Genomic DNA, 26,053 nt, shown 5'->3' with positions numbered 1-26,053 from the left:
ATCTTTTCTGGTCGCGGCATCAGTTGCCGGCGGCCGCTACCTTGTTCGTGCCATCGACCTCGGCCATCAGCGCCTTGTTGGCGCCGGGAAGGTCGGTCTTGGCTGCCGCCAGCCAGGTCTTGTATTGCGCATCGGAGACGACGCGAATAGCGATCGGCATGAAGGCGTGGTCCTTGCCGCAGAGTTCCGAACACTGGCCATAATAGAGGCCTTCCTTGTCTGCCTTGAACCACACCTCGTTGATGCGGCCCGGCACAGCATCGGTCTTGATGCCGAAGGACGGCATGGCAAAGGCATGAATGACGTCGGTCGCCGTCACCAGCACCCGGGTCATGGTGTTGACCGGCACCACCATCTCATTGTCGACGGCGAGCAGGCGCGGATACGCGGCGCGATCTTCCTTGCCGGCAGCAGCCCTGTCGGCATCCTGAAGGATCGCGGAATTGAAGGAAAGCGTATTGTCGACCTGGTATTCGTAGTCCCAGTTCCACTGATTGCCGGTCGCCTTGACGGTCAGCTTGGCTTCTTCCGGCGGCGTGTACTGCGCGGTCAGCAGCTGGAACGAGGGAATGGCGAGACAGAGCAGGATGACGACGGGACCGACAGTCCAGATGACCTCGATCAGCGTGTTGTGGCTGGTGCGCGACGGGGTCGGGTTGACGCTCGCCCGGAACCGCAAGATGCAGTAGGCGATCAGGAAAAGCACCAAGGCGGTGATCACAATGATGAACGCGAACGAGTAGTTCCCGAACCACTCGATCTGCCTCATAATGTCGGTCGCCGCAGGCTGAAAACTGGTTTCCCAAGGCTGGGGCTGGGCTGCACGAGCCGATGCAGCGGCAAACAACGTGGCGGCGGCACTAGCTACGATTTTGGCGGTTGCCAGGAATTTTCTCATCGCCCTCGTCATCTCCCAGTTCCTCGCGATCGGACCGCAAGAATGTCGAACAATGCCGGGACGGGAATCCCGGACAATTCAAGGCTGGTTCAAACCATACTCTATTTGCCTCCGCAAGAAAGGAGCGCCGGAACCCGTGCGGCATTTTTGCGCGCAAGCGCGGCGGTGGCTTCGTGCGGTGACGGCTCGCCGCGAATCACCAGAGCGGCATCCGAGTAGAATGAGCCGCGCGGCGCGCGGAATCGTCGCAATTAGGGCGAAATTGGCACGGAAAAGCGCATTGTCGCCTGTGTCGGGGCAGATCGCCGGGGTCTCGTCCTTTACTTGGGTTTAGTGCGGCTTAAAGTGCCGTGATTCGCAATGGAGCCGTCATGAACCCTTGGCTTTCGAGAACCTTGGCGAAGGTCATCCTTGTTGCCGCCGCAATAGCCTTGCCCGGCGCCGGCTTGGCCAATGCCGCGCAGCCAAGCGGCACCGTGAAGTCGACGCATGGGGCGTGGTCGATCATCTGCGATACGCCGGCCGGTGCTACGTCCGAACAATGCGTGATGATGCAGAACGTCGTCGCCGAGGACCGCCCGGAAATGGGTCTTTCCGTGGTCGTGCTGCGTACAGCCGACAATAAGGCCGAAATCCTTCGCGTGCTGGCGCCGCTCGGTGTGCTGTTGCCCAACGGGCTCGGCCTCAATGTCGACGGCAAGGATATCGGCCGCGCCTATTTCGTGCGCTGTTTCCAGGACGGCTGCTATGCCGAGGTCATCCTGGAAAAGCCGCTGCTCGACACGCTGAAGACCGGTACGTCCGCCACCTTCATCGTCTTCCAGACGCCGGAGGAGGGTATCGGCATTCCCGTCGACCTCAAGGGTTTCGCCGACGGCTTTGCCGCCCTGCCTTGAGGCTGCACGTTTGACGCTGAAACTGCTCGATGCGGACGACTTCGAGATATTCAAGCGAATTCGCCTGGAGGCTTTGCGCGCTGCGCCCGAAGCCTTCGCCAGCAGCGCAGCGGAATGGGAGCAACTTCCCGACGAGGAATGGCGGCGGCGCCTGACGAACAACCTGGTCGTCGTCAGCTTTCGGAGCGGGGAGCCTGTCGGCATAATGGGCCTGATGCGCCAGCCGGCCAGCAAGATGATGCACCGCGCGACGATCGTCATGGTCTATTTGCGCGGCAGCGAGCGTGGCGGCGGATACGCCGTCAAGATGCTCAATCTGCTGCTCGATCACGCCCGAGCATTGGGCATAAGGCAGGTCGAGCTGGCTGTAAGTGCTGAAAATCCAGCGGCCATACGATTCTATCAACGAGAAGGTTTTCACGAAATAGGCTGCATACCGGCCGGCTTTCTTCATGACGGCAGGGAGATCGACGAAATCATGATGGCACGCCGCTTGACTTAGGTCGTGGTGTTCCACCGTGAAGTTGCCGAACGGCGCCCAGGCGCCTACATGCCGTAAAATCACTTCTCAAGAGGCCAGCGCCATGAACAGCCTGATCGGCCAATTCGACATTTCCGACGATCGCATCAAGCAGATCGTCGCCGAGACTATAAACGGCGCCGACGACGGTGAACTGTTTCTCGAATACAGCGAAAGCGAAGCGCTGATGTTCGACAATGGCAAGCTGAAGACCGCCAATTTCAACACCGACCAGGGTTTCGGCCTGCGCGCAGTCGCCGGCGAGGCCAGCGGCTACGCCCATTCCAGTGATCTCTCCGAAGCCTCGCTGCTGCGCGCCGCCGATGCGGTTTCGACGGTCAAGAGCGGCTATTCCGGCACGCTTGCTGCGGCTCCCGCCCGCACCAACCGCCATCTCTACGGTGACGGAAACCCTATCCCCTCGCCTTCCTTCGAGACCAAGGCCAAGCTGCTTCAGGAAATCGACGCGTGGCTGCGGTCGGAGGACCCGCGCGTCCGGCAGGTGACGGCGTCGCTCGCCGCCTCCTGGCAGCATGTCGAGATCGTGCGCGCCGACGGCCAGATGGTGCGCGACATCCGCCCGCTGGTCAGGATCAACGTGTCGGTGGTGGTCGGCGACGGTGACCGCCAGGAGAGCGGCTCCTACGGCATGGGCGGGCGCAAGGATTTTGGCGAATTCCTGATCGAGGACAGCTGGAAGCATGCGGCCAAGGAGGCGCTGCGGCAAGCACTGGTCAATCTCGAAGCGGTTCCCGCGCCTGCCGGCACTTTCGACATCGTGCTGTCGAGCGGCTGGCCGGGCGTCATGCTGCACGAGGCCGTCGGCCACGGGCTGGAAGGCGATTTCAACCGCAAGAAGACATCTGCCTTCGCCGGCCTGCTTGGCCAGCAGGTGGCGGCGAAAGGCGTCACCGTCGTCGACGACGGCACCATTCCCGAACGGCGTGGTTCGCTGACCGTCGACGATGAAGGCACGCCTTCTGCCCACAACGTGTTGATCGATGATGGCAAGCTGGTCGGTTACATGCAGGACCGCCAGAACGCGCGTCTGATGGGCATGAAAGCCACCGGCAACGGGCGGCGCCAAGGTTACGCGCACGAGCCGATGCCGCGCATGACCAATACCTACATGACCGCAGGCGACATGGAGCCGGAGGAAATCATTGCCTCGGTCAAGAATGGCATCTATGCCGTGTCGTTCGGCGGCGGCCAGGTCGACATCACTTCGGGCAAGTTCGTGTTCGGCTGCACCGAGGCCTACATGATCGAGAACGGCAAGGTAACGCAGCCGATCAAGGGCGCCATGCTGATCGGCAACGGGCCGGATGCCATGCATCGTGTGGCGATGATCGGCAACGACATGAAGCTCGACACCGGCATCGGCATGTGCGGCAAGGCCGGACAGGGCGTGCCGGTCGGCGTCGGCCAGCCGCATCTCAGGATGAACCAGATGACGGTCGGCGGCACCAGGGTTTGATGCGGCCGGCTTCGAACACCCTGTCCGTCCTGTCGATTTTCACTTATCTTACGTTCGTCTTACATCCAGAGGAGCGCCATCATGGCTGCCGCGGAAAAGCTCGTGACCACCGTCTCGACCAAGGGACAGGTCATCCTGCCCAGTTCGATCCGGAAACGGAGAGAATGGGACGCCGGCACACGGCTTCTGGTCGAAGATACCCCGGAGGGCGTGCTACTGAAGCCTGCGCCAGTCTTCGCCGAGACGCGGCCAGAGGACGTGTTTGGATCGCTGCGCTATAGCGGCAGGCCGAAGACGTTGGAAGAAATGGACGCGGGCGTGCTCGCCGAAGCGCGGCGGCGCCATGCTCGCGATTGATACCAACCTGATCGTCCGCTACCTGACGGACGATCACCCGACTCGGTCTTCCCGCGCCCGCGCGTTGATCGATAGCCAGCCAGTCTTTGTCGCCGTCACGGTAATGCTGGAGGTTGAGTGGGTGTTGCGCAGCGCCTACGGTTTGGCACCGCTCGAAATCGCCCGCACGCTACGGGCGTTTAGCGGGCTCCCTACGGTAGAGGTGGAAGACGGGACGGTCGTGTCGTCCGCGCTCGACCTCTCGGAAAGGGGATTGGATTTCGCTGATGCGCTGCATCTGGGCAAATCTGCTCACTGCGTTGGCTTCGCGACTTTTGATCGTAAGTTCGTCACGGCAGCGCAGGCGGCTGGATATGACGGCGTGCAAGAAGCATAGCAGTTTATGGCCACCCAGCCTGGCATGAAGGCGCGCCGTTCAGGCATAGATACCGGAACGAGCGGCCTTCAGGTAAGCGAGATTATCCGTCTTGCCTTCGCAAACCAGATCATAGGCGGTCTTTCCCACCCAGCCGGGATCGGCTGATGTTTGAACCAGATCGCTGCCCGCACTTGATCGCCGGTCATCTCGCCGGCCGTCGCCAGAATACGAATGATGGGGCTCAATGCGGCGTCGACCTTGCGCGCTCCGGTCTTAGCGGCAAACGTGTTGCGGGCGATGCCGCTCAGGCCCGCCAGTTCGGTTTGGCTCATTATAAATGTCCTAGAATATTTGACCGGCGTACGCTCAAATGCGCTTTTCTAGTGCGCATTTCACGCCCGATAAATGCTGCTAGCGCCTTCTCTTGGGCTTCTCCAGCAATGCCACTGCCTCGACATGTGGCGACCACAGGAACTGGTCGATCGGGGTTACGCTCTTCAAGGCGTAACCGCCATCGAGGAGGATGCGAAGATCCCGCGCCAGCGTTGCCGGATTGCAGGACACCGCGGCGACGAGCGGCACGCCGGAGCGCGCGATCTGCTTCGATTGATCCTCGGCGCCGGCGCGCGGCGGGTCGAAGACTACGCCGTCAAAGGCATTCAACTCCTTGAATGTGAGCGGCCTCCGGAACAGGTCGCGACGTTCGCCGGTCACCCGCTTCAGGCCGCTGGCGAAACGGAATGCCCGGTCGAGCGCCGCGAGTGCTGCCGCATCGCCTTCCACCGCGTGAACCTCCGATCTTGTGGCCAGGCGCAGCGCGAAGCTGCCGCAGCCGGCGAAGAGATCGGCGACCCTTTTGGCGCGCGCGAAATGCTGGCCGACAATGTTGGCCATCGCCTGTTCGGCAGCCTCGGTTGCCTGCAGGAAAGCGCCCGGAGGCACTGCGACGGCGACGCCATCAAACAGGACGATCGGTTTCTTTGGTTCGATAATGATCTCGCCGTCGATCGACAGCCTGGCTAGCCCCTCGGCGATGACGAAGTTGGACGCGACGCGGCGCTGGTTCTCGCCGAGCTTGCCGGAATCGTGAACCGCGACATCAAGGCCGGAACCGGTCACCGTTACCGCCATGTGGAACGATTTGGTCGTGGTGCAGATCAGCCCGGCAAGCATCCTCAAACGGTCGAGCGCAGCGACGATCTGCGGCAGCGAGATGGGGCATTCCTCGATCGAGATGATCTCGGATGACAGCGCGCGAACGAAACCGAACTGCATTCCCGCCTCGCTACGCCGGGCGGTGAAGACGACGCGGCGGCGCGTGTGCGGCGCGCACGGCACCAGCGCGCCGACATCGCAAGCGATGCCCTTGCTCTTCAGCGCATGCACGACCTTTTCGCGCTTCCACCGGTGATAGGCTTCAGTCTCGAGATGCTGGACGGCGCAGCCGCCGCACGCGCCGAAATGCCGGCACGGCGGATCGACCCGCAACGGCGAAGCCTCAAGGACCGACATCAAGGTGGCGCGATCTTTCTCCCGCGCGGCGGTGACGACCTCTCCCGGCAGCGCGAACGGAATGAAAACCTCGCCGGTTTCCGTCTCGGCGATGCCGTCGCCCTGCGAGCCCAACCTTGCGATCGTGAAACGGGTGCTCATCGCTTCTGGGTCTCGACGTCCTTGATGCCGCCGAGCAGGAACTCGCGGTTGCCGTCGCCGCCCTCTATCGGCGACAGATGCAGCCCCAGCGAGCGCCAGCCGGGAATGGCATCGAGCCAGTCCTGCATCAGGCCGGCAATGCGCGCCGCATCATAGGGGTCCTTCAGCAGCCCGCCCTTGCCGATCGCCTCGCGGCCGGCCTCGAATTGCGGCTTGACCAGAAACACAGCCTTTGCGCCGTTCCCGGCCAAGGCAAGCGCTGGCGGCAGCGCCAGTTTCAGCGAGATGAAGCTGACGTCCGAGACGATGAAATCCGGCACACGCCCGCCGAGATCGGCTGCCGACAGTTCGCGCGCATTCAGGCCTTCAATTACCGTCACGCGCGGATCGCCGGCAACGTCGGAGTGCATCTGGCCGTGCCCGACATCGATCGCCGTGACATGCGCCGCGCCGCGTTCGAGCAGCACCTGCGTGAAGCCGCCGGTCGAGGCGCCGACATCGAGGGCTTCGCTGCCGGTGGGGTCGAGGCCGAAATGGTCGAGACCAGCCTTCAGCTTCAGTGCGGCGCGCGACACGTAACCTTGCGCCGGATCGTCAACGACGATGTTGCACTCAGGCAGAACGGCCTGGCTTGGCTTGCGGGCGACGATGCCATCGACCGTCACGGTGCCGCGCGCCACCGCATCGCGGGCCCGCGAGCGGCTGGCAAACAGGCCGCGCTGGACGAGCAATTCGTCGAGCCTCTGGCGTATGCTGGCTGGCGGAAGGGAAGTCATCGGCCTTCATGGCGAATGCCAACGATGATGGCAAGGATATTGGCGATGAGACAAGGCATGGGTGGAAAAGCGGTGAACGCATCAAGCCGCTCCGCTACCAGTCGAACCTCGCGCCAGGCGCGACGCAATGCTAAGAACGAGATGCCGTTTTGCGGTCGAAACGCGGAGGAGGAAATGCTGACGGGAACCTGCCACTGCGGTGCCGCCCGCTGGACCCTGGAGGGCGATCCCGGTTCGGTAACTGCCTGCAACTGCACACTTTGCCGTCGCTACGGCACGCTCTGGGCTTACGATTTTGTCGACGAACGCATCCGCCTTGCCGGGCCCGTAAGCGCCTATCGGCGCGTCGGAAAGGCTCATCCTTCACTTGAGATTCTCTTCTGTCCAACGTGCGCTTGCGTCCTGGCCTGGCACGGTTTGCATCCCGATGCGGCTGGGCGCTACCGCATCGCCGTCAATGTGAGGCTTGCGCCGCCCGAGGCCGTCGCCGATCTCCCGATCGACCATTTCGATGGTCTCGATACATTCGAGGATTTGCCGAGAGATGGTCGCTGCGTGCGGGATATGTGGTTCTAGTTCTAGAGTCTCTTCGGGATCATGCTTTAGAATATCGTCCGCGAAACCCGCCGTTCGACGGGCGGCGCCAGACCGTCGCTGCTGTCGCCGGACACCTGCGTGCGCGGCCGATCAGCGGAACTGGACGCTTCGGCAAGGTATCGGGCACGACGACGAATTGCGGCGACTGCTTGTAGGAGAAGCCGCCACGGATTTCGCCGATCTTGCGGCGATGCCCATCACTGCCTCTTCGACTTTGCGGTCACAGCGCGTTTCGGCTGTAGCTGTCGCGGCGACGGTGGCCGTTAGCGCGATGCCGCCCAAAAGCGATCTCATTGGTCTTCTGTTCCCCTGCCTGTTGCCGTCTAGCAGGGCAACGTTGAAGAACGGCCAAACGACACGGTAAGCAAATCGCCAAACGGCAGCGTAATCAGCATGTTACGACTGTTCGCCGGCAATTTGATTCAAGCAGTTGAGATTTTGATTCAGACCGGCGTCTTGCAGCCAAGTTGAATCGCTTCGGCGTCGCGGGAAATGCGTCTAAAAACTAGGCGCGCTGGGCCTGCGCGGTATGCCCCAACGCCACGAACACTGTGCGCACGATGCCGGCGCTGTCCAGCCCGGCATCGGCATACATTTTTTCCGGCTTGGCATGGTCGACGAAGGCGTCGGGCAGCACGAGCGGGCGCACCTTCAGGCCGCTCTCCAGCAGCCCTTCATGGGCCAGGAACTGCAGCACATGGCTGGCGAAGCCGCCGACCGCGCCCTCTTCCACCGTCACCAGGATCTCGTGGGAACGGGCCAGCCGCCGGATCAGGTCCTCGTCGAGCGGCTTGGCAAAACGGGCATCGGCGACCGTAGTCGAAAGCCCGGCCGCGCCAAGCTCCTCGGCCGCGGCAAGGCAATCCTGCAGCCTGGTGCCGAAGGAAAGCAGCGCAACCTTGGTGCCTTCCCTGACGATCCGGCCCTTGCCGATCTCCAATACCGAGCCGCGTTGCGGCATCTCGACGCCAACGCCGTTGCCGCGCGGGTAGCGGAAGGCGATCGGGCCGTCATCGTAGTTTGCAGCGGTGCGTACCATGTGGCGCAACTCGGCCTCATCGGCCGCGGCCATGACGACGAAACCGGGCAGCGTCGCCAGGAACGTCGTGTCGAAGGCGCCGCAATGGGTGGCACCATCGGCGCCGACGAAGCCGGCGCGGTCGATCGGAAAGCGCACCGGCAATTTCTGGATCGCCACGTCGTGAACGACCTGGTCGTAGGCGCGCTGGAGAAAGGTCGAGTAGATCGCCGCGAAAGGCTTGAAGCCTTCCGTGGCAAGGCCGGCGGCGAAGGTCACCGCATGCTGCTCGGCGATGCCGACATCGAAGGTCCTCGCCGGAAACGCTTCGCCGAACAGATCAAGCCCGGTGCCGTTCGGCATGGCGGCGGTGATGGCGACGATGCGGTCGTCCTCCCGGGCCTCCTGGATCAGACTTTCGGCAAACACCTTCGTATAGCTCGGCGCATTGGCGGGCGCCTTGGCCTGGGCGCCGGTGATGACGTCGAATTTGTTGACGCCATGATATTTGTCGGCCGCCGCCTCGGCCGGGGCGTAGCCCTTGCCCTTCTGGGTCACGACATGGATCAGCACCGGGCCGTCGGCATTGTCGCGGACGTTCTTCAGCACCGGGATCAGGTGCTCGAGGTTGTGACCGTCGATCGGGCCGATGTGGTAGAAACCCATCTCCTCGAACAGCGTGCCGCCGGTGACGTAACCGCGCGCGTGCTCGACCGCGCGCTTGATGGCGCGATCCGCGCGCTCGCCGAGATAGGACGTCAGCTTCTTGCCGAAATCGCGCAACCCAAGATAGGTCTTGCCTGAGGCGAGCCGCGCCAGATAGGCGCTCATCGCGCCGGTCGGCGGAGCGATCGACATGTCGTTGTCGTTCAAGATAACGATCAGCCGGGCATCGAGTGCGCCGGCATTGTTCATCGCCTCATAGGCCATGCCGGCCGACATGGCACCGTCGCCGATGACGGCAATGACATTGTTGCGGCCATCGGACAGATCGCGCGCCATCGCCATGCCGAGGCCGGCTGAAATCGAGGTTGAGGAGTGGGCTGCGCCGAACGGATCGTATTCGCTCTCGACGCGACGCGTGAAGCCGGACAGGCCGCCCTCCTGCCGCAGCGTGCGGATGCGGTCGCGGCGGCCGGTCAGGATCTTGTGCGGATAGGCCTGGTGGCCGACGTCCCAGATCAGCCGGTCGTCCGGCGTGTTGAAGACGTAGTGCAGCGCGACAGTCAGTTCAACGACGCCAAGGCCGGCGCCGAGATGGCCCCCGGTGTGGGAAACGACGTCGATCAGTTCGGCGCGAAGCTCTGACGCCAGCTGCGGCAGGTCGGCTTCGGTAAGCGTGCGCAAATCGGCTGGGACGCGGACCTTGTCGAGAAGCGGCGTATCGGGCTTTGCGTTCACTGTTTGCGAGCCTGGTCAGATTTTCTGTTCATCGTGAAATATGCCGCTGGCCGGCGAATGTAAATGTGGCGGTAACGCGCATCAGCTTTCGGGCAGCGGGATGAACTCTTGCTCGTCTCCAGGAACGATATCGAAGCGGCCCGTCTTCCATTCTTCTTTCGCCTGCTCGATGCGTTCCTTTGAGGACGATACGAAATTCCACCAGATATAACGTTTCGAACCGAGGGAAGCGCCGCCAAACAGCATGAAGTGGGCGCCGCGATCCGATGAGACAACGATCTCATCGCCGGGCCGGAAAACCAGCAGCCGCTCGGCCGGGAAGCGGTCACCGGATATCGAAACCTCGCCTTCCAGCGTATAGATGGCGCGTTCCTCGGCTTCGGCCGGGATCTTCACGCTGGCACCCGGCGCCAGCCTGAGGTCGGCATATAGCGTGTCCGAAGCGGTGGCGACCGGGGAGCGCAGTCCGGACAATGCACCGATGACGATACGGCCGCTGACACCCTCTGCATCGATTTCGGGCAGGAGCAGGGCCGCGGTGTTTTCGAAGACCGGCGCGACCTCTTCCTTGCCGTCCGGCAGCGCCAACCATGTCTGCAGGCCGGAAACCGACATCGGCAAGCCGCGCAGTTCTTCCGGCGTGCGCTCCGAATGGACGATGCCGCGGCCGGCGGTCATCAAATTCACGTCGCCGGGCTGGATCACCATCTCGGTGCCGAGCGAATCGCGGTGCCTGATCTTGCCGTCGAACAGGTAAGTCACCGTCGACAGGCCGATATGCGGATGCGGGCGCACGTCGAGCGCCTGGCCGGCCCGCAGAACGGCTGGACCCATGCGGTCGAAGAAGATGAAGGGTCCGACCAACCGGCGCCTGGCCGTCGGCAAGGCGCGGCGAACCTGAAATCCGCCGATGTCCTTGGCATTCGGAATGACCATCAGTTCGATCTGATCGCTGGCGAAGGCATCGCCCATCTGCGGATCGTTTCCGGGAAAGAAGCTCACGCGGTCCCCTCAGGCGAAGCGAAGTGCAGATTTGGCCTTCGCCTTGGCCGCCACTTCTTCGCGATTGCGCGGATGCTGCGTCGTCTCGAGGCTGTCGAGCAATTCACGCGCCGAGGCGGCAATGGCCTCGACGGCATGGTCGAACGCATGCCGGTTCTGTTTCGACGGCCGTGTCGTTCCGCTCAGTTTGCGGACAAACTGAAGCGCGGCATCGCGGACCTCGTCATTGGTAGCCGGCGGATCGAAATTGAACAGGGTTTTGATGTTTCTGCACATCGTTCGCAATCTCCTCTCGTCCTGGAGCCGTTTCAAACGGGATGAGTTTTACCCTCAATCGTGATGATGTCCAAAGCCGGTAAGCACAATCGTCGTTCGAGGCCGCGCCTCAGTCCGCATCCAGCGGCTCTGTCCCCACCGGCTTGCCGTCACGCGACAGCCTGATTTTCTCGACCTTGTCCTCGGCCGCTTTCAGCAGCCGGTCGCAATGCGCCTTCAGCGCCTCGCCGCGCTCGTAAATGCGGATCGACTGGTCGAGCGGCACGTCGCCGCGCTCCAGATCGTCGACGATCCGTTCCAGCGCCTCGAGCGCCTGCTCGAAGCTCATCGCTTTGACGTCCTCGTTGGTCTCACCAGCCATCATCTATCCCTTCATCAGCCGCCCGATATGGGCGGCGACCGAAAATGCCAATCCCTGCAGATCGTAGCCGCCCTCGAGAACGCTGACGAGCCGATTGCGGCTATGGCGCCCGGCTCGTTCGAGCAACTGGCCGGTCGCCCAGTCGAAATCATCCTCGGTCAGGTTGATCTCGGCCAGCGGATCGCGGTGGTGGGCGTCGAAACCGGCGGAGATGATGATGAGATCGGGCGCAAAATTGTCGAGCGCCGGCAGGATGCGTGACAGAAAGGCGTCACGGAAAACATCGCTGCCGCTCTGCGGCGCCAGCGGCGCGTTGACGATGTTGCCGGCTCCGGTTTCGCTCGCGGCCCCGGTTCCGGGGTAAAGCGGCATCTGGTGTGTCGAGCAATAGAGCACCGACGGATCGTCCCAGAAGATGTCCTGCGTGCCGTTGCCGTGGTGCACATCCCAGTCGACGACGGCAACGCGGCCGGCGCCATGGTTCTTCTGCGCGTAGCGTGCTGCGATCGCCGCGGTGTTGAACAGGCAAAAACCCATGGAGGTGGTCTTCTCGGCATGATGGCCGGGCGGCCGTGCGGCGACGAAGACGTTCTCGGCACGGCCGGTGAAGACGTCGTCGACCGCGGCGTTGGCAGCGCCGATCGCGGTCACGGCCGCCTGCCAGCTCTTCGGGCTGGCGGTGGTATCGGCATCGATACGGGCGATGCCGGTGTCCGGTATCGCTGCGCGGACACGTTCGACGAATTCGGGCGGATGCGCGTAGAGGATGGTTGCCTCGTCGCCTTCAGGCGCCTGGACGCGATCGAGCGCCGCGAAGGCCTCGTCGTCAAGCACACGCTCTATGGCGCGCAGACGGTCCGGCCGCTCCGGATGACCGGGCGGTGTTATGTGCTCGAGGAAAATCGGATGGGTGTAAAGTCTCGTGACCATGCCCCGATATAGGCGCGCCTTACCGCTTTGGCCATGTTTTCGCGCGCTGGCGACGCGATGTTCAACAGGGTTTAGGCAACCGGCGTCGGCTGAGCCCACCGCGAGCCGCCTGGGATTGGCGAAAAGATGATCTCAGGCCGGTGATCGGTCAACCTCGGGCTGCATCGCTGACGGTCGATCAGGTTGATGCAGCTTGCCGGTGCGATTGAGCAGCCCCTCCAGAAGAACCTTGAACGCCTTCACTGCCTTCTTCGACGTCGCTTCGGGATCGTTCGAATTTGCGATCCACTGCGCCGCATGCAGCGAGGCGCCGCTGACCAGCCTTGCCGCGGCTTCGGGATCGACGGCGAGAATTGTCCCCTCGTCGCTCAGTCTTTGCAGACTCTCTGTCATCGAGCGGATGCATGTGCTCTGGCTTGGCCATTGCGATGGATCGCCGAGCACCGCCGGCCCGTCGCGAAGCACGATACGCTGGATCTCCGGCTCCAGCGCCATCTCGATATAGGCGGTGCATTCGTCGACAAAGCCCTGCCAGAGATTGTCCGGCTTGGCCGAAACGACCTTCAGCCGGGCTGCCATTTCGGCGTCGATCTCGGCGATAACCGCCTGGAGTAGGCCCTTCTTGTCGCCGAAGTGATGATAGAGCGCACCGCGCGTCAACCCGGCCGATGCCGTAAAGTCATCCATCGAGGCTTCGGCATAGCCGAGCGTGCCGAAGGCCTGGCGCGCCGCCCCGATCAGCTTTGCGCGGGTTTCGGCAATCATCTCCTTGCGCGGTCTGTGCATGCTCTGGCCCTATTAACATACGCTTCGTATGCCAATTGACATACGCCGCGTATGATCTATTTAAACTCATACGCTACGTATGTAATCGCCGAAGCGGCCGTTGTCGAGGAGCCAGACCATGCAAAATCCCTATTCCCAGATCTTTCGCGCGCCGGGCGCCAAGGGCTTTGCCGCCGCCGGCTTCGTTGCCCGGCTGCCGATGGCCATGGCTCCGATCGGGATCGTCGCAATGCTCTCGCAGACCGATGGCCAATACTGGCTGGCCGGTGCCGTTTCCGCGACATATGCGCTGGCCAACGCTTTCGTCGCCCCACAGGTATCGCGACTGGTGGACCGCCTCGGCCAGACGCGGGTTGTGGTGCCGACCACCATGATTTCAACGCTCGCCTTCGCGATCCTGATTGCAGCGGCCAATCAGCATTGGCCGATATGGACGCTATTCGTCTCGGCGCTGCTCGCCGCCGTGATGCCCAGCATCCCGGCAATGGTGCGCGCACGCTGGACCGAGATTTTTCGCAACCGCCCCGAGTTGAACACGGCGTTCGCCTTCGAGTCGGCGGCGGACGAACTGGTCTACATCGCCGGCGCATCGCTGTCGGTCGGACTGAGTGTCGCGCTTTTCCCGGAAGCGGGAGTGCTCGCGAGCACATTGTTCCTGGCCTTCGGTTCGACGGCCTTCATCCTGCAGCGCTCGACCGAACCGCGAGCGCGACCGGTGGAACACGGTTCGGGCGGCTCGGCAATCCGCCTGCGGCCGGTCCAGATCATCACCGTGGCCCTGATCTTCATCGGCGCGACTTTCGCCACCACGGAGGTGAGCACCGTGGCGATCACCAAGGAGCTTGGCCAGCCGGGCGCCGCCAGCTTCGTCATCGGCGTCTACGCGCTCGGATCGTTCGTCGTCGGCATCGTCATCGGCGCCCTGAACCTGAAAGTGCCGCTGCAGATTCAGCTTGCCATTGCAATCGCCATTATCGCGCTCACCACGCTGCCGCTGCTCGTCGCCGACACCGTGCCGCTGCTGGCACTGGCCGTCTTCGTCAGCGGCGTGGCAATCTCGCCGACCTTCATCACGGCATTCGGCCTGATCGAGCGGCGCGTGCCGGAGGCGGTGCTGACAGAGGGCGTGACCTGGGTGATGACCGGCATCGGCATCGGCATGGCGCTCGGCTCCTTCGCCGCCGGCTGGGTGGTGGACGCTTTCGGCGCGCAGAACGGGTTCTGGGTCTCGGTGGCATCGGGCAGCATCGCGCTAGCCATCGTGCTCGCCGGCCAGCGCAGCCTTGCCGCCCACACATGCGATCTGGACGGACGCGACGCAGCCTCCGTTCCCGCGGAATAGAAACACATACGTCCGGTTCAGCTCACGGACCGGACGCTGTTTTGTCCGTAGGAACCCCGGCTTGCTAGGACTGTTCAAACCTGGTGCGAATCTCGTCCCCGTCAACAACGACAACAGGACTCCCCAATGCTTCGACCATATCCGGGTTCAGATGGGGTATGGTTTCAGCTCGCCCGACCATCGGCGGGCATTCTCCAGGGCAATAAACGGCAGAATTGGTGGCACGCAGAATTTCCCACAACGCTTTGTAGAGACGCGGATCGTCCGGCGGCCGGGCGACGGTGAAGCCTGAACATCGCGACGCGTCATCGGGGTCCAGATTGAGATAGAGGTCGGCCGACGAATTATCGTCGTAGGTGACGACCCAGCACGAGAATTCAGGTTCACGTCTGGTGATGAACGGCGCGAAGGCATCGTCTACAATCGACGTGGGGAAATAACTCTGCTCCCCATCCTCAAAACAACCGAGATATGCCTCGAAGCTCATCCCGCTGCCCCAAACGTCTAGAGAATTTCGGTCTTGGCGATGTGGATGCCAAAACCTTCGAGGCCGACATAATGGCGCTCGCGCGAGGCGATCAGATTTATCGAGGAAATTCCGAGGTCCTTGAGGATTTGCGCGCCGAGGCCGATCTCGCGCCATTCGTTTTCGCGGCGGCGAGCCTCTTCGTGATCCTCGCGGTCGCCGGCAGCTGGGCGCTTGCGCTCCTGATGGGCGACGCCGACTGAGCCTTCGCGCAGATAGACGATGACGCCGCGCTTACGCTCGCCCATCGTCTTCATGATAGCGTCCAGTCTGTGGCTGGTGCCGAACACGTCGCTGACCACGTCCTCGGAATGAAGGCGCACCGGCACCTCCTCGCCGTCGCGGATGTCGCCGAAGACGATCGCTACATGATGCATCGAATCCCAGGGCAGCGTGTAGGTGAAGACCTGCGCCTTGCCGCCTGCCGTCTCGATGTCGGAACAGGCGACACGCTCGACCAGCGTTTCCTTGCGCTGCCGGTAGGCGATGAGGTCGGCAACCGAGATCTGCTTCAACCCGTGCTTTTCGGCGAAGGCCTGCACCTGCGGGCCACGCATGACGGTGCCGTCATCGTTGACCAGCTCGGAAATCACGCCGACCGGCGGCAGGCCGGCGAGCTTGCAGAGGTCGACAGCGGCCTCGGTATGGCCCGAACGCATCAGCACGCCGCCTTCGCGCGCGATCAGCGGAAAGATGTGGCCGGGCCGGACGAAATCGGAGGCGCCGACATTGCCGTTGGCGAGATTGCGCACCGTCAGTGTGCGGTCGTCCGCTGAAATGCCCGTCGTGGTGCCGTGCTTGAAATCGACGCTGACGGTGAAGGCGGTGGTGTGGGCCGAATCATTGTCGGCGACCATCGGCGACAGGTTGAGCCGCTTGGCTTCCTCGCGCGGCATCGGCGTGCAGACGATACCCGACGTGTTGCGAACGATGAACGCCATCTTTTCCGGCGTGCAATGGACGGCGGCTACGATCAGGTCGCCCTCGTTCTCGCGGCCGTCATCGTCCATAACGACGACGATCTCGCCGCGCTCGAAGGCGCGCAGGGCTTCGACGATCTTCTTCTGGTCGTAAGGCATAAGTGCTCGCTTCGCTCGCAGGGACTAGGGGAGTAGGGCAGTACGGGAGTAGAGAAAAGGAAAAAATGCTGTCGTGGGAGCTGCGTAACCTGCTCCCCTACTCTACTCCCTACTCCCTTCCCGTTTGTCCCCGATGACGCAGATAATGATCGGCAATGGCGCAGGCAACCATCGCCTCCCCGATCGGTACGGCGCGGATGCCGACGCACGGATCGTGCCGGCCCTTGGTCATTATCTCGACGTCGTTACCGTCCTTGTCGATGGACTTTCGCGGCGTCAGGATCGACGAGGTCGGCTTGACGGCGAAACGCGCGACGATCGCCTGGCCGGTCGAGATGCCGCCGAGGATGCCGCCGGCATTGTTGGACAGGAAGACCGGCTTGCCGTCATTGCCCATGCGCATCTCATCGGCATTCTCCTCGCCGGTGATGCGGGCGGCCTCGAAACCGTTGCCGATCTCGACACCCTTGACGGCGTTGATCGACATCAGGCCGGCGGCGATGTCCTGGTCGAGCTTGGCATAGATCGGCGCGCCAAGCCCCGCCGGAACGCCGTCGGCGACGATCTCGATGACCGCACCGACCGAGGAGCCCGCCTTGCGGATGCCGTCCAGATATTTGGTGAAGACGGCGACGGACGCCGGATCAGGCGTGAAGAACGGGTTTTCGGCGTCGCCGACGAAATTCCAGTTCCAATTGGCGCGATCGATCGATTTATCGCCCATCGACACCAGCGCGCCGCGCACCACCATGCCGGGCACGACCTTGCGGGCAAGCGCTCCGGCCGCCACCCGCGCCGCCGTCTCACGCGCCGAGGAGCGGCCGCCGCCGCGGTAGTCGCGCAGGCCGTATTTGACCTCGTAAGTGTAATCGGCATGGCCCGGCCGGAACTGGCGGGCGATGTCGCCATAATCCTTCGAGCGCTGGTCGACATTCTCGATCAGCATCGACACCGGCGTGCCGGTGGTGATCATCGTCTCACCGTCCTCATCGAGGATGAAGCCGGACAGGACCTTCACTTCATCCGGTTCGCGACGTTGCGTCACAAAACGTGACTGGCCGGGACGGCGCTTGTCGAGTTCGGCCTGGATCTCGTCGCGAGTGAAGCGGATGCCTGGCGGACAGCCGTCGACGACGCAGCCCAGCGCCGGCCCGTGGCTTTCGCCCCAGGTGGTGACGCGGAAAAGATGGCCGAACGTGTTGTGCGACATGGAACCAGCCCTGCCGGCGTCGGAGCCGGCCTTGCGCATAACCCCGAAAATCGGAGCGATTTTCGGAAAGGATATGCACAAAATCAAAAGTGCTACAGCGTCCTTTGCGCGCCCAGGAGGGCGCGCGGCGCTGTCGCCTGCCTTCTATTGGCGTTTTCCACAGTGGTCAAACTGTGATCCGGCGGATTTAGTTTTGACACATTCGATTGGTTTCTGCTCAGTTCCGTTCCGTTGGACCGAGCCGCTGTACCGGCAATGATTAAAGAGGACGATGATGCGTATCCTGATTGGCGCTGTTGCCGCCACGCTGTTGATCTCCACCGCCGCCTTCGCCGGCCAGACCGAAGGCCTGATCAAGAAGGTCGACAAGGATGCACTGACGCTGACGCTGGACGACGGCAAGTCCTACAAGCTGAACGCCGAAACCGACCTCGATGCGCTGAAGCCAGGCATGGACATCGTCCTCGCCTATGACGTGACGAATGGCGAGAATGTCGTCACCGATATGGAACTGCCGGACACCGGATCGACCGAGTAGAGTCTTTCCCGCCGATCCATCCCGAAGCCGGCGGGTGGAAACGAGCACATAGCGCCCTGAACGGCATGGGAATGCTTGTCACTGAACGGCTGAAATGAGCCGGGAGCGGACTGGCATCTTTCGAGCATCTAGTTGGCAAAGCAGCCATTCAGCTCATGACCGTATTTACGAGGCGGCCACGCAAGTCCGCAGGTGAGACGCCAATAGTTCGGACGCGGGCTTGCTCGGGCTCTGCAACGGGCTCATTAAGTAGTAGGCGCCACCGGGGATGATGGACTGATTACGGAAGATCACCAACCGCTCTTCCCGGACAAGGTCACCGGTGTTCGCAATCCATCCGAGCATCACTCCCATCCCTGCTAGCGCAGCCTGAGTTGCCTGAATGTGGTTGTCAAATGAGAGATCTCCTTCCCGGTCATGCGGTAGACCGACCGCGTCGAAATATTCGTCCCAGCCGGGCGAAAACTCCTCGTCGGCATTAACGTGGAGGAGGGTAGCTTGCCCGAAATTGCCAGAGCCGAGCCGTTCAACGGCCTTCGGGCTACAGACTGGGATCAAGCGCTCATCGAACAGCGGTTCGCATTTGCCATCAAGCCAGTCGCCCGCCCCATAGCGAATCACCAGGTCGGCTTCGGGCGTAAACTGCGGGCTGCCGGATGTTGGTACAACCCGGACAATAATGTCGGGGTGTCGAGCGTAGAACGTCGCCAAACGTGGCATTAGCCAATATGTGCCAGTGCAGACGGTGCAAGCGATCGTAACGACGTTCTGCTCGCTTCGCTGTAGTGCTCTAATTTTTCCGATTGCGCTCTCGATCCGGTCCATTCCGTCCGAAACTGCGTGAAGCAGAACCTGGCCTGCGTCTGTCAACGCAGAAGGACGCATCCGTCGATCAAGCAGCTTCGTGCCGATGTAGTCCTCGAGATTCCGAAGCGCTTGGCTGACGGCGGGCTGCGTGACATTCAACTCCGCCGCCGCGCTCTGGACACCGCCGGCACGAACCACGGTTTCAAAGGCTGTCAGAAGCCGGAGAGGAGGGAGATGTCGACGCAATATCATAATCCCTTGCTTATGTCAGATTAGACTTTCAGATCTTCCAGACCTAATCAAATAACGCAATTATCGCAACTAGCGAGGGCCGATCCACAGTTACAATATAAGCACACCTTAACCAGAGCGAGTTCATGAACGCCCATCCCCATCCCTCCGAACTGACTGCGGAAGAAACACAGTCGCTCCGGGTCGATCTTGCTGCAGCCTTTCGTCTGGCAGCTCAGTTCGATTGGCATGAATCGGTGGGAAATCATTTCAGTGCCGCACTTTCCGCTGAAGGGAAGAAATTTCTCATGAACCCACGCTGGCGGCACTTCGGGGAGATTCGGGCGAGCGATCTCTTGGTTCTTAACGCTGGCGACAGCGAGGTGATGACTCGCCCTGACGCTCCAGATCCTTCCGCGTGGACGATCCACGGTTCCGTGCACGGCGCGCGCCCGGAAGTCAGGGTTATGCTGCATTGCCATCCGCCGTATACGACGGCGCTAGCCAGCCTGAAAGATCCTCACATGAAGCCTGTCGACCAGAACACGGCCCGTTTCTTTGGCAAGCTCGGCTTTGATCTCGGCTTCGGCGGTATTGCTGACGATGCCGCCGAAGGGCAACGCTTGGCGGCTGCTTTCGGCAACAAGAGCGTCATCATCATGGGCAACCATGGTGTCACGGTCACGGGCCGAACAGTCGCCGAGGCTTTTGAAGACCTCTATTTCGCAGAGCGCGCGGCCAAGATCCTTGTGCTCGCATATTCAACTGGCCAGCCTCTGAATGTCATGTCCGACGACCTCGCCCAGAAGACAGCCGATGGCTGGCTTCCCTACAATGACCAGGCATTCGCGCACTTCGACTACTTGAAGCGGCAATTGGACAGAAACGACCCTTCATATCGCGGCTAGCCCTGGACTTCACGGCGTAAGGAGAAAACGTGCGTAATATTGAAGTTCTGTTCTTTGACGTCCTGGGGACGATGGTCGACTGGCGTGGCAGCATCACGGCCGAGGTCGGAGAGTTTCTGAAACGCCACAACCTTGGCCGCATAGACCCTGCTCGTTTTGCCGACGCGTGGGTAGGACGCTACGACGCTTCGGTCGACCCGATCCGGGCAGGTGAGCGATCATTCGTTTCCCTCGATCAGGTAAACAGAGAAAATCTCGTTGCCAGCCTCGAGGAATTCGGCTTGTCCTCCGCATCATTGCCACCGGAGGAACTTGAAGACCTCAATCTGTCTTGGCACCGCCTGAAGCCCTGGCCGGACCTGGGCGAAGGTCTTTCTCGGTTAAAGTCGCGTTTCATAATCGCTCCGCTGTCCGATGGACACGCCCGGCTTCTGGTGAACGTGTCGAAATTCAATAATCTGCCGTGGGATTTTATCGTTGGCGCCGATATGTCTCAGGCTTACAAGCCTATGCCGCAGGTCTACCTGCGGGCCTGCGAGTTGCTCGAGGTCCAGCCGGAGAATGCCATGCTGGTGGCGGCGCATGACTACGACCTGGAAGCGGCCCGTCGTTGCGGATCGAAGACCGCCTACATCGTTCGCGCCAATGCTGAAGACCCATCCAAGGTAGGTAACCAGAAGGCACAGGACGGCTGGGACTACAAAGCGAAGAACCTGCTCGAACTCGCCGACATGCTCCAATAGCCACCCAGCATGCGTCCTCCAAGTTGGCTGTCCCGGCTGAAGCTCATCGATCGTTCGACAAGCCAGTCCTGTTACCGCCGCAGCGGACACCGGATGCTGCCAGCGACACTTCCGGCATCTATGTCGAGCTTGGAAAAGGCCAACTGATTTAAATGCCAGGGGAAACTGTGGCCAACTTAACACCGTACCCCGAGATGTAGTTTTTTATCTGGTACCGGAGTTCGATATTCTGTCGTTCGGAGGCGCGCTTGAGGTGTTCCGCCTTACGAACTTGGTGTTGGGCTACCAGGCTTACAGCTGGAGGCTTCTCTCTGCAGACGGGAGTGACGTCAGGGCAAGCTGCGGTCTGGATATTCGCTCTTTCCCGCCGAGCTTGATGCCGCAAAATGACAGAATGATACTTGCCAGCTGAATCGCTGACGGTCGATGCCTATGCCGTGAAACTCTGCTGGGCCTGGCGGCCAGCGGCAAATGGAACGGGCCAAGGCAATCCAACTGGCAGCAGTCGCCCGATTAGTTGAGACCGAGTGCCGCTCCTTGCGTACCCTCGAACGGAACTTCGCTGTCGACGATGTCCGCTTTCAGGCAATGGCGAGGGGATGCTGAGCGGCTGATATGCGGCGCAAAGCGGCTATTCGCGGCTCGCCATCTGGAGGTCGGGTCACCTTGCATCGTTCCGACTTGCCTTCAATGCCTGAGAAGGGGCTGATCGTTAAGAGTTTGACCGCTCAAAGCCACTCCAGGCGCCGGCCGTCCAGTCTGAGCACGCGGTCCTGCGGCACGTCCATGCTGACCGCATCTTGTTCGGACATCCGCAGTACCAAGCGGAACATTACGCGCATGACGCCACCATGGGTCACGCAGACCGTCTGGCGATCGAGCGCGTCGAACCACGGCTTCACCCGTTCGAGCAGCATCTGATAGCTTTCGGCGCCTTCGCCGGGCGGCTGGAAATTCCATTTGTCGAGCCGGCGGCGCCTGGTCGAACCAGGATTGTTCGCCTCGAGTTCGGCAAAGGTGAAACCCTGCCAGTCGCCAAAGCTCAATTCCACGAGCAGCGGCTCGGTACGATAGGCGTGCGGATCGAGCTTCATCGCCGCGCGCAGGCGCTCCATCGTCTCGCGCGTGCGCCGCATCGGGCTGGCGACAAAGTCGAAATCTTCGGGCTTGTCGATGAGTTCGGCCAGCCTGCGCCCGTTGCGGCTAGCCTGCTCGCGGCCAAGCTCGTTGAGGTCGGTATCGGCCTGCCCCTGCAGCCGGGCCTCGGCGTTCCACGCCGTCTGGCCGTGGCGCACGATATAGACGAGCGGGTACATCAGGTCTTCCGGAAGAGGTCAGGCGGTGGCGTCAGTCCTTGACCGTCGAAATATCCGGCGCGTCGACCGCCTTCATGCCGACGACATGATAGCCGGAATCGACATGATGTATCTCGCCGGTGACGCCACGCGAAAGGTCGGACAGGAAATAGACGCCGGAATCGCCAACCTCCTCCTGCGTGACCGTCTGCTTCAACGGCGAATTGTATTCGTTCCATTTCAGGATATAGCGGAAATCGCCGATGCCGGATGCGGCAAGCGTCTTGATCGGGCCGGCGGAGATCGCGTTGACACGGATCTTCTTGGCGCCGAGATCGACGGCCAGATAGCGCACGCTGGCTTCGAGTGCCGCCTTGGCGACACCCATGACGTTGTAGTGCGGCATCACCTTTTCCGCGCCGTAATAGGTCAGCGTCAGCAGCGAGCCGCCGTCGGTCATCAGCGCCTCGGCACGTTTGGCAATGGTCGTGAAGGAATAGACCGAAATATCCATGGTGCGCAGGAAATTATCGCGCGTCGTCTCGACATAGCGGCCGGTCAGCTCGTCCTTGTCGGAAAAGGCGATAGCGTGGACGAGGAAATCGAGCTTGCCCCAATGGCTGGCGATACCGGCGAACACCGCATCGAGGCTGGCCGGGTCGGTCACATCGCAATGGCCCGCGACATGCGCGCCCAGTTCCGCCGCGAGCGGCTCGACACGTTTCTTGAACGCCTCGCCCTGATAGGTCAGCGCGATCTCGGCGCCGTGATCGACACAGGCCTTGGCGATGCCGTAAGCGATCGAGCGATTGTTGGCGATGCCAAGGATAAGGCCGCGCTTGCCGGCCATAAGGCCCCGTTCACCCGCCATGTCAGCGCTCTCCGCAAGGTTCTCTGCTTTGTGGAGTGCCTATCGCACAGCCACAGTGCCCCTTCAAGCGTTCAAAGCGGACAGTTCGGGGACAAAGCCGCTGGTGTACAGAGCCGCGCGTCCTTTTGGGCGCGCAAAGGACGCTGTAGCGCTTTGACCTTGCAGCCGTGGGCCAGTGGAAAAATCCGACGCCAGTATCGGTGTCACGGCGGAAGACGACCCTTTGGCGGAAGTTTCGTTGGCCAGCGGCCGAAGTCACGCTCATGACCCCGCGCCGACTTCCATACTTTGGGCCGTGGACGACCGCTTTGCACCTCATCTCGACCATTCAAGTTAGCTCGGCCATTGCCTTAAACCGGACATTATAGGCAACCGCGGTGGGGGCCGGCATTCGAAACCCTTCACAATAGTCGTCATTCCGGAAGCTTCTTAGAAGCGGCCACTTAAGATCAGGCGTCGCCTATTGCAGTCCGATGCGTCCCGTAGCCGACGAAAACGCGGATAAGAAGCTAAACCGCGCTGAAGATCACATCGAAGCCAGTCGACCTCCGCCTGGACAACGGCTCCCGATAAACAGTCCACGCACCGCCGGTATCCCGGCAGCGCGTGGGAAAATTTCAGCCATTGCTCGATCAGGAAGACGCAAGTGTTCCGTCAGCACGGCCTTTATGATCGATCGCACGTCCGTCGTAGCAGCCAAGTCTGTTCCGCCATGAAGCAGGTCTCGAGCAAGACCGGGCCAGCGATTGCCTACTCGCCCGCCGGCAACGGCGCCACCCATTAACAGTGTTACACTCGCGGCCCCGTGATCAGTGCCGCCGTCGGTGTTGGGCATTACGGAACGGCCGAACTCCGTGACCACCAGCACCGCCGTCCTGTTCCAGGCAGGCCCGGACGCTTGGGCAAATGCAATGAGACCCCGCGCCAGCCCATTCAAACTGCGCGCCAGCCTTCCGAAGTCCGCTCCCTGCGCCACATGCGTGTCGAAGCCGGCCACCTCGAGCATCGCGATCCGCGGTCCGCCGGTGGCTGACAGGGCAAGCTCCGCGCTCCTGGCCGCGTCGCCGAAGCGAACCGCGTCGCATGCGGCATGTTGTTCCAGCAGGCTTTCGCTGCCCTTTCCGCCGGACGGCCAAGTGCCCTCGGCGCAGAGGCGGACGAGGTCGAGCCGAGGATTGGCGAGCGCAAGATCGGCCAGCATGTCCATCGATCGATCGGCCGGTCTGGCCTGCCACACCGTCTTCTGCCGGCGCGACAATACAGACGAAGCCCGGTCGAGCCATCCGGCGTTGCCGCCGTCGATGTCGCCGTCGAACAGCGCCGCCTGGGCGGCCGCGTGGGACCGCCCCGCATCCGGAATGGCGGTCGCGGGCACGATGAGCAACTCGCCGCGCGAGTAGTAGGGCAGGAGGGCCCCGAGCGCCGGATGAAGTGCGAAGAACCCGTCGAGCTTGAGCATCTCGGGGACGCCGGAGTTCGGGAAAGGCACGAGGGGGCCGCGCGCCGAGGCAAAATGCGGATCGCCGTAGGGCGGCACCGCAGCCAATGCATCGAGTCCGCCGCGCACGTGGACGAGCAGAAGGCGAGGATCTTCGTCCACAGGCGAGGCACCGGCCAGACGCACGCTACCGAACGCGGACGCCAAGGCCAAACCTTGCAGCGCTGCTCTTCGGGTCAGTTGCATTTAGGCTCGTCCGAACTTGGGTTCACCGGCGTACCCGCGGTCATATACCCTACCAGATCCGTATTCGGGATAAGACTTCCCGTTGTCAGAGCCTTGTTCGTCGGCTGCGCATTGCGAACCAAAAGGCCGGCAAGTGCCGGGGCTGCGAAAGATGTGCCCGAACAGATGTTCCTCTGGAGCTTGCCGCTCTTCCGGCTCTTCCACAGTGACAGGACATTGACGCCCGGTTCGGCATAGGACGCGCCGAACGCCCCCCCGCGCCATAGTGTGTCGCACCAGGCGTTGCTGATGCCTTGGCATTTCCCAGGAGTTGCCACCTGAATATATTCGCTGTTGGAAGCCGACGCGCTGTATATCGCTCCCACCTTGTTTCCTGTCGTCACAGGCGAAAAATAAGTCGCTGCATTGGCCGGGAAATAAGACTGTACCCAAGGGCTCTCTTCGTCTTGCCGGGGATTGCCCGCCGCTACGACAACGCGCACCTGGCGGTCAGCGATCTGATAAAGAAGGGCGTCGAGAAATTTAAGATCTTGCAGCGTGCTTCCGCGTCTGGTGCTCTCCAGATATAATGCACCCCAACTCACGTTCAGAATATCCCCGGCGACCGCATTGTCCCGAACATAGCGAAGCGCGAGAAGAGGCGGGCCGAAAATTTCGGTCTTCAGCTTACTGAAGGCCTTTACGATCTTGAGCGGGGCGTCGGGGCTGACACCAACCAGACCTATATACTGGTCGCCCTGTTTGACACGCTTTCCGCCGATAATTGCTGCCACCATCGTCCCGTGCCCTACCGTGTCGTTGAGGTTCGACACGGTCTGGCATGGGCTGCTCGTGCAATCGATGGCTTCCTGAACCTTGAGGAGCCCGGCGGTGACAACGTTCCAATCCACTCCGCTGTCGATGATCCATACGTTGGGCGATCCTGAAGCCACCGGCTGTGGTGACCCGACGACCCTGCAGACGCTGGGAGGGACAACGTCCGCAGTCGGCGAGATGCCCAGGAGTTCCGGCCCCTCGCAGCTGGCACCATCGAACAGGTTCACCACGAAAGGATCCGGCTCCTCATATCCCCTGGAGCGCAGCTCTTCGACCTCGCTCTCGGAAAAGGTCCCCGTCACGATGCTGATACCGATATCCGGCATGTCCACCGCTTCCAGCTTGCCCTTGCCTGCGATGAACTTGTTCAGCGCGCCGATGTCCTTGCGTAACTCCGCCGCCCTGGCGATGTCGACGATGAAAGTCTTTTCGATGTCACCGCTGTCGGTTAAGCCCTCCTCGCCTGACGCTTCCGGTCTCACTGTTCCGACAGCGGCGAGGAGACAGCCGAGCAACAGCACACGAAGTTGAGCAAGTATCATTCGTGCATCCTCCGGCTGTCGTTACTGATACCGCGAGGATTAGAATGCTCCCAATACGGCTTTCTGTCCATGAAAACATCGAGTCGATGCCTGCATGCCGCCTGCGCACTGCTTGCGACAGATGCAAAATGCGTTTAGGCTATTTGCATTGACCT

General features: G+C 61.9%; 27 protein-coding genes and 1 pseudogene. 10 read left to right on the top strand and 18 right to left on the bottom strand.

The features are described from left to right. Nucleotides 1–19: 19 nt before the first annotated feature. Entirely contained in the window at nucleotides 20–898 is an 879-nt protein-coding gene (gene coxB / locus NMG46_RS15155) for a cytochrome c oxidase subunit II (protein ID WP_254818655.1), read from the bottom strand. Between the two features lie 371 nt (nucleotides 899–1,269). On the opposite strand from coxB, the gene NMG46_RS15150 reads away from it, so the two are divergent. The 5 genes from NMG46_RS15150 to NMG46_RS15130 all read left to right on the top strand — a co-directional run bounded on the left by NMG46_RS15150 (nucleotide 1,270) and on the right by NMG46_RS15130 (nucleotide 4,524). Beyond that, entirely contained in the window at nucleotides 1,270–1,794 is a 525-nt protein-coding gene (locus NMG46_RS15150) for an invasion associated locus B family protein (RefSeq protein ID WP_254818452.1), read from the top strand. Between the two features lie 10 nt (nucleotides 1,795–1,804). Beyond that, entirely contained in the window at nucleotides 1,805–2,296 is a 492-nt protein-coding gene (locus NMG46_RS15145) for a GNAT family N-acetyltransferase (protein ID WP_254818451.1), read from the top strand. Nucleotides 2,297–2,378: 82 nt separating this feature from the next. Beyond that, complete coding sequence (tldD, locus tag NMG46_RS15140) at nucleotides 2,379–3,791, top strand: metalloprotease TldD (RefSeq protein WP_254818450.1); 1,413 nt, start codon at nucleotides 2,379–2,381, stop codon at nucleotides 3,789–3,791. 81 nt (nucleotides 3,792–3,872) lie between these two features. Further along, nucleotides 3,873–4,148, top strand: a complete 276-nt coding sequence (locus NMG46_RS15135) for an AbrB/MazE/SpoVT family DNA-binding domain-containing protein (protein ID WP_254818449.1) — start codon at nucleotides 3,873–3,875, stop codon at nucleotides 4,146–4,148. Beyond that, complete coding sequence (locus NMG46_RS15130; protein ID WP_254818448.1) at nucleotides 4,135–4,524, top strand: type II toxin-antitoxin system VapC family toxin; 390 nt, start codon at nucleotides 4,135–4,137, stop codon at nucleotides 4,522–4,524. Before NMG46_RS15135 ends, NMG46_RS15130 begins: the two co-directional genes overlap by 14 nt. A 39-nt stretch (nucleotides 4,525–4,563) precedes the next feature. Here the strand turns inward: NMG46_RS15130 and NMG46_RS15125 are convergent. From NMG46_RS15125 to NMG46_RS15115, 3 genes and pseudogenes are all read right to left on the bottom strand, one after another. Beyond that, nucleotides 4,564–4,826, bottom strand: a pseudogene (locus NMG46_RS15125) (DUF2384 domain-containing protein); the annotation flags it as partial. Nucleotides 4,827–4,917: 91 nt separating this feature from the next. Beyond that, nucleotides 4,918–6,159: a class I SAM-dependent RNA methyltransferase gene (locus tag NMG46_RS15120; protein WP_254818447.1), complete on the bottom strand. Its 1,242-nt coding sequence runs from the start codon at nucleotides 6,157–6,159 to the stop codon at nucleotides 4,918–4,920. Then, nucleotides 6,156–6,935 carry a TlyA family RNA methyltransferase gene (locus NMG46_RS15115; RefSeq protein ID WP_254818446.1) on the bottom strand — a complete coding sequence of 260 codons (780 nt, stop codon included), beginning with the start codon at nucleotides 6,933–6,935 and terminating at the stop codon, nucleotides 6,156–6,158. Before NMG46_RS15115 ends, NMG46_RS15120 begins: the two co-directional genes overlap by 4 nt. A gap of 174 nt (nucleotides 6,936–7,109) precedes the next feature. Here NMG46_RS15115 and NMG46_RS15110 point away from each other — a divergent pair, with 174 nt between their 5' ends. Beyond that, the gene (locus tag NMG46_RS15110; protein WP_254818654.1) at nucleotides 7,110–7,511 is read left to right on the top strand and encodes a GFA family protein; all 402 of its coding nucleotides are present in this window, start codon (nucleotides 7,110–7,112) and stop codon (nucleotides 7,509–7,511) included. A 526-nt stretch (nucleotides 7,512–8,037) separates the two neighbouring features. Here NMG46_RS15110 and dxs read toward each other — a convergent pair. The 6 genes from dxs to NMG46_RS15080 form a co-directional block, all read right to left on the bottom strand. Then, nucleotides 8,038–9,951, bottom strand: a complete 1,914-nt coding sequence (dxs, locus tag NMG46_RS15105) for a 1-deoxy-D-xylulose-5-phosphate synthase (RefSeq protein ID WP_254818445.1) — start codon at nucleotides 9,949–9,951, stop codon at nucleotides 8,038–8,040. Nucleotides 9,952–10,032: 81 nt separating this feature from the next. Beyond that, entirely contained in the window at nucleotides 10,033–10,953 is a 921-nt protein-coding gene (locus tag NMG46_RS15100) for a pirin family protein (RefSeq protein WP_254818444.1), read from the bottom strand. A gap of 9 nt (nucleotides 10,954–10,962) precedes the next feature. Then, nucleotides 10,963–11,229, bottom strand: a complete 267-nt coding sequence (locus NMG46_RS15095) for a DUF2277 domain-containing protein (RefSeq protein WP_254818443.1) — start codon at nucleotides 11,227–11,229, stop codon at nucleotides 10,963–10,965. Nucleotides 11,230–11,338: 109 nt separating this feature from the next. After that, complete coding sequence (locus NMG46_RS15090; RefSeq protein ID WP_031211056.1) at nucleotides 11,339–11,590, bottom strand: exodeoxyribonuclease VII small subunit; 252 nt, start codon at nucleotides 11,588–11,590, stop codon at nucleotides 11,339–11,341. 3 nt (nucleotides 11,591–11,593) lie between these two features. After that, complete coding sequence (locus NMG46_RS15085) at nucleotides 11,594–12,520, bottom strand: histone deacetylase family protein (protein ID WP_254818442.1); 927 nt, start codon at nucleotides 12,518–12,520, stop codon at nucleotides 11,594–11,596. 132 nt (nucleotides 12,521–12,652) lie between these two features. Next, complete coding sequence (locus tag NMG46_RS15080) at nucleotides 12,653–13,306, bottom strand: TetR/AcrR family transcriptional regulator (RefSeq protein ID WP_254818441.1); 654 nt, start codon at nucleotides 13,304–13,306, stop codon at nucleotides 12,653–12,655. A gap of 118 nt (nucleotides 13,307–13,424) precedes the next feature. On the opposite strand from NMG46_RS15080, the gene NMG46_RS15075 reads away from it, so the two are divergent. Beyond that, the gene (locus NMG46_RS15075; RefSeq protein WP_254818440.1) at nucleotides 13,425–14,648 is read left to right on the top strand and encodes an MFS transporter; all 1,224 of its coding nucleotides are present in this window, start codon (nucleotides 13,425–13,427) and stop codon (nucleotides 14,646–14,648) included. A 64-nt stretch (nucleotides 14,649–14,712) separates the two neighbouring features. Here NMG46_RS15075 and NMG46_RS15070 read toward each other — a convergent pair whose 3' ends face one another. From NMG46_RS15070 to aroC, 3 genes are all read right to left on the bottom strand, one after another. Continuing rightward, nucleotides 14,713–15,135, bottom strand: a complete 423-nt coding sequence (locus NMG46_RS15070; protein WP_254818439.1) for a hypothetical protein — start codon at nucleotides 15,133–15,135, stop codon at nucleotides 14,713–14,715. 17 nt (nucleotides 15,136–15,152) lie between these two features. Beyond that, nucleotides 15,153–16,253, bottom strand: a complete 1,101-nt coding sequence (ribB, locus tag NMG46_RS15065) for a 3,4-dihydroxy-2-butanone-4-phosphate synthase (protein WP_254818438.1) — start codon at nucleotides 16,251–16,253, stop codon at nucleotides 15,153–15,155. Nucleotides 16,254–16,362: 109 nt separating this feature from the next. Then, nucleotides 16,363–17,463 carry a chorismate synthase gene (aroC, locus tag NMG46_RS15060; RefSeq protein WP_254818437.1) on the bottom strand — a complete coding sequence of 367 codons (1,101 nt, stop codon included), beginning with the start codon at nucleotides 17,461–17,463 and terminating at the stop codon, nucleotides 16,363–16,365. A 274-nt stretch (nucleotides 17,464–17,737) separates the two neighbouring features. Between aroC and NMG46_RS15055 the strand changes: the two genes are divergently transcribed. After that, the gene (locus tag NMG46_RS15055) at nucleotides 17,738–18,001 is read left to right on the top strand and encodes a DUF1344 domain-containing protein (protein WP_023716902.1); all 264 of its coding nucleotides are present in this window, start codon (nucleotides 17,738–17,740) and stop codon (nucleotides 17,999–18,001) included. Nucleotides 18,002–18,166: 165 nt separating this feature from the next. Here NMG46_RS15055 and NMG46_RS15050 read toward each other — a convergent pair whose 3' ends face one another. Next, nucleotides 18,167–19,054: a LysR substrate-binding domain-containing protein gene (locus NMG46_RS15050; RefSeq protein ID WP_254818436.1), complete on the bottom strand. Its 888-nt coding sequence runs from the start codon at nucleotides 19,052–19,054 to the stop codon at nucleotides 18,167–18,169. 131 nt (nucleotides 19,055–19,185) lie between these two features. Here NMG46_RS15050 and NMG46_RS15045 point away from each other — a divergent pair, with 131 nt between their 5' ends. Both NMG46_RS15045 and NMG46_RS15040 read left to right on the top strand, forming a co-directional pair. Next, nucleotides 19,186–19,947, top strand: a complete 762-nt coding sequence (locus NMG46_RS15045; protein ID WP_254818435.1) for a class II aldolase/adducin family protein — start codon at nucleotides 19,186–19,188, stop codon at nucleotides 19,945–19,947. Between the two features lie 29 nt (nucleotides 19,948–19,976). Continuing rightward, nucleotides 19,977–20,690, top strand: coding sequence for a haloacid dehalogenase type II (locus NMG46_RS15040; RefSeq protein WP_254818434.1), 714 nt, complete (start codon nucleotides 19,977–19,979; stop codon nucleotides 20,688–20,690). 728 nt (nucleotides 20,691–21,418) lie between these two features. Here the strand turns inward: NMG46_RS15040 and NMG46_RS15035 are convergent. The 4 genes from NMG46_RS15035 to NMG46_RS15020 form a co-directional block, all read right to left on the bottom strand. Continuing rightward, on the bottom strand, nucleotides 21,419–22,006 hold the full coding sequence (locus tag NMG46_RS15035; RefSeq protein ID WP_254818433.1) for a histidine phosphatase family protein: 588 nt from the start codon (nucleotides 22,004–22,006) through the stop codon (nucleotides 21,419–21,421). 31 nt (nucleotides 22,007–22,037) lie between these two features. Further along, entirely contained in the window at nucleotides 22,038–22,856 is an 819-nt protein-coding gene (gene fabI, locus NMG46_RS15030) for an enoyl-ACP reductase FabI (protein WP_254818432.1), read from the bottom strand. Nucleotides 22,857–23,382: 526 nt separating this feature from the next. Beyond that, nucleotides 23,383–24,540: a DUF1501 domain-containing protein gene (locus tag NMG46_RS15025; protein WP_254818431.1), complete on the bottom strand. Its 1,158-nt coding sequence runs from the start codon at nucleotides 24,538–24,540 to the stop codon at nucleotides 23,383–23,385. Beyond that, entirely contained in the window at nucleotides 24,531–25,898 is a 1,368-nt protein-coding gene (locus NMG46_RS15020) for a S8/S53 family peptidase (protein WP_254818430.1), read from the bottom strand. The genes NMG46_RS15025 and NMG46_RS15020 overlap by 10 nt, the downstream gene beginning before the upstream one ends. Nucleotides 25,899–26,053 lie beyond the last annotated feature (155 nt).

Source organism: Mesorhizobium sp. LMG 17147 (assembly GCF_024297145.1).
In the GTDB taxonomy this organism is placed as follows: Bacteria; Pseudomonadota; Alphaproteobacteria; order Rhizobiales; family Rhizobiaceae; genus Mesorhizobium.
Note: the sequence above shows the minus strand (reverse complement) of the source record. Positions and strands in the feature narration are given on the sequence as shown.

Excerpts from the sequence above, each read along its gene's own strand:
- coxB (WP_254818655.1), bottom strand. The coding sequence starts at position 898 with ATGAGAAAATTCCTGGCAACCGCCAAAATCGTAGCTAGTGCCGCCGCC.
- NMG46_RS15150 (WP_254818452.1), top strand. The coding sequence starts at position 1,270 with ATGAACCCTTGGCTTTCGAGAACCTTGGCGAAGGTCATCCTTGTTGCC.
- tldD (WP_254818450.1), top strand. The coding sequence starts at position 2,379 with ATGAACAGCCTGATCGGCCAATTCGACATTTCCGACGATCGCATCAAG.
- NMG46_RS15135 (WP_254818449.1), top strand. The coding sequence starts at position 3,873 with ATGGCTGCCGCGGAAAAGCTCGTGACCACCGTCTCGACCAAGGGACAG.
- NMG46_RS15130 (WP_254818448.1), top strand. The coding sequence starts at position 4,135 with ATGCTCGCGATTGATACCAACCTGATCGTCCGCTACCTGACGGACGAT.
- NMG46_RS15120 (WP_254818447.1), bottom strand. The coding sequence starts at position 6,159 with ATGAGCACCCGTTTCACGATCGCAAGGTTGGGCTCGCAGGGCGACGGC.
- NMG46_RS15115 (WP_254818446.1), bottom strand. The coding sequence starts at position 6,935 with ATGACTTCCCTTCCGCCAGCCAGCATACGCCAGAGGCTCGACGAATTG.
- NMG46_RS15110 (WP_254818654.1), top strand. The coding sequence starts at position 7,110 with ATGCTGACGGGAACCTGCCACTGCGGTGCCGCCCGCTGGACCCTGGAG.
- NMG46_RS15095 (WP_254818443.1), bottom strand. The coding sequence starts at position 11,229 with ATGTGCAGAAACATCAAAACCCTGTTCAATTTCGATCCGCCGGCTACC.
- NMG46_RS15090 (WP_031211056.1), bottom strand. The coding sequence starts at position 11,590 with ATGGCTGGTGAGACCAACGAGGACGTCAAAGCGATGAGCTTCGAGCAG.
- NMG46_RS15085 (WP_254818442.1), bottom strand. The coding sequence starts at position 12,520 with ATGGTCACGAGACTTTACACCCATCCGATTTTCCTCGAGCACATAACA.
- NMG46_RS15080 (WP_254818441.1), bottom strand. The coding sequence starts at position 13,306 with ATGCACAGACCGCGCAAGGAGATGATTGCCGAAACCCGCGCAAAGCTG.
- NMG46_RS15075 (WP_254818440.1), top strand. The coding sequence starts at position 13,425 with ATGCAAAATCCCTATTCCCAGATCTTTCGCGCGCCGGGCGCCAAGGGC.
- NMG46_RS15070 (WP_254818439.1), bottom strand. The coding sequence starts at position 15,135 with ATGAGCTTCGAGGCATATCTCGGTTGTTTTGAGGATGGGGAGCAGAGT.
- ribB (WP_254818438.1), bottom strand. The coding sequence starts at position 16,253 with ATGCCTTACGACCAGAAGAAGATCGTCGAAGCCCTGCGCGCCTTCGAG.
- aroC (WP_254818437.1), bottom strand. The coding sequence starts at position 17,463 with ATGTCGCACAACACGTTCGGCCATCTTTTCCGCGTCACCACCTGGGGC.
- NMG46_RS15055 (WP_023716902.1), top strand. The coding sequence starts at position 17,738 with ATGCGTATCCTGATTGGCGCTGTTGCCGCCACGCTGTTGATCTCCACC.
- NMG46_RS15045 (WP_254818435.1), top strand. The coding sequence starts at position 19,186 with ATGAACGCCCATCCCCATCCCTCCGAACTGACTGCGGAAGAAACACAG.
- NMG46_RS15035 (WP_254818433.1), bottom strand. The coding sequence starts at position 22,006 with ATGTACCCGCTCGTCTATATCGTGCGCCACGGCCAGACGGCGTGGAAC.
- fabI (WP_254818432.1), bottom strand. The coding sequence starts at position 22,856 with ATGGCGGGTGAACGGGGCCTTATGGCCGGCAAGCGCGGCCTTATCCTT.
- NMG46_RS15025 (WP_254818431.1), bottom strand. The coding sequence starts at position 24,540 with ATGCAACTGACCCGAAGAGCAGCGCTGCAAGGTTTGGCCTTGGCGTCC.
- NMG46_RS15020 (WP_254818430.1), bottom strand. The coding sequence starts at position 25,898 with ATGATACTTGCTCAACTTCGTGTGCTGTTGCTCGGCTGTCTCCTCGCC.